The 1,388-nt window shown below is 48.1% G+C and carries 1 protein-coding gene; it reads left to right on the top strand.

All coding sequences use genetic code 11. The features are described 5' to 3' along the window. Positions 1–67: 67 nt before the first annotated feature. On the top strand, positions 68–1,378 hold the full coding sequence (locus tag QME20_RS19625) for an IS4 family transposase (RefSeq protein ID WP_281716516.1): 1,311 nt from the start codon (positions 68–70) through the stop codon (positions 1,376–1,378). The last annotated feature ends 10 nt before the right edge of the window (positions 1,379–1,388 follow it).

The following is a 1,388-nucleotide window of genomic DNA, read 5'->3' as shown; positions in this document are numbered from 1 at the left end:
TGATCGGTTGACCGATCTTTTTAAGGCTTCAAAATCCGGTATCAGGTAACTGATATCGGATTTTTTTATGGACGTTTCTCAAGCTTTAGACATCATCAATACTGTTAAGCAGCCACAAGCTAAAGCGCTGTCTGACCTCATTCCATTAGAGTTGATTGAACAAGCTTATCAGATGTCTGATACAGTTACCTTGCGCAAACGTAAGTTGTCGCTTGAATCACTGGTATGGCTACTTGTAGGCATGGCGCTGTACAATGACAAGTCGATATCTGATGTTGTAAACCTGCTCGATATTGTTGATCGCGAGGGTAAGCCTTTTGTGGCGAAAAGTGCGTTAACGCAGCGTCGTAAAACCTTGGGGGAAAGTGGTGCAAAGGCGGTGTATCAGCACATGACGGCGCACTGGCTCAGACAGGCACACTTACCTCAGTGGAATGGGCTGACGCTGTTAGGCGTTGATGGTGTCGTCTGGCGTACCGAAGATACGCCGGAAAATGCCGACGCGTTTTCACGCCAAAAGGATTCTCTTTACCCGCAAGTAAGAATGGTTTGTCAGATGGAGCTAAGCACCCACCTGATGACGGGAAGCGCGTTTGATAGTTACGCCGTCAACGAAATGAGGCTGGCCGAACAGCTTATCGAAACTACCCCAGATAATAGTGTCACCCTGTTCGATAAAGGGTTTTACTCCCTGGGCCTATTACATCAATGGCAGCTCGAAGGGGAAAACCGTCACTGGCTTATTCCTGTTAAAAAGAACCTGCAATATCAAGAAATTCGCTCCTTGGGACGCAACGACAAGTTGGTAATGTTAAGCAGTAACCCTCGCTCTAGGAAGTTATGGCCGGGATTACCCGATACCCTGACCGCTCGTATTGTGAGCCGAAAAATCAAAGGTAAAACCTATGAAGTGCTTACGTCAATGACTGATGCCATGCGTTACCCTGCAGCTGATATCGCTGACTTATATGGGCATCGCTGGGAGATTGAGCTGGGCTACAGGGAGCAAAAACAATACATGCTGGGAAACCGTCTGACCCTGCGCAGTCGCCTTCCTGAATTAGTGAAGCAGGAACTGTGGGGCGTATTGCTGACCTACAATCTAGTGCGATACCAGATGGTTCAGATGTGCTTTAACCTTAAAGGAAACTACCTGCCTTACCAGCTTAGTTTTAATGGTGCGCTGGCTCAGGTGACGTCGCTGCTGGTCGGTCTGCCTTATTCAACGCCCGGCGCAATTCCAAGGCAGTATAAATACCTGCATAAAATGGCTGAGAATCTTATTCTGGCTCCACGGCGAGAACGCAGCTTCCCCCGAACAGTTAAGAAGAGACCACAGCGATACAGCAGAAAGAAAAATGCCGCTCACCTTAAGTGAACGGCATTAG

It is taken from the genome of Alteromonas sp. CyTr2 (assembly GCF_947311905.1).
In the GTDB taxonomy this organism is placed as follows: domain Bacteria; phylum Pseudomonadota; class Gammaproteobacteria; order Enterobacterales; family Alteromonadaceae; genus Alteromonas; species Alteromonas macleodii.
The sequence above is the reverse complement of the archived record's forward strand: the minus strand, read 5'-3'. Positions and strand labels throughout refer to the sequence as shown.

Bases quoted from the DNA above. Each gene is read 5' to 3' on its own strand.
- QME20_RS19625 (WP_281716516.1), top strand. From the start codon at position 68: ATGGACGTTTCTCAAGCTTTAGACATCATCAATACTGTTAAGCAGCCA.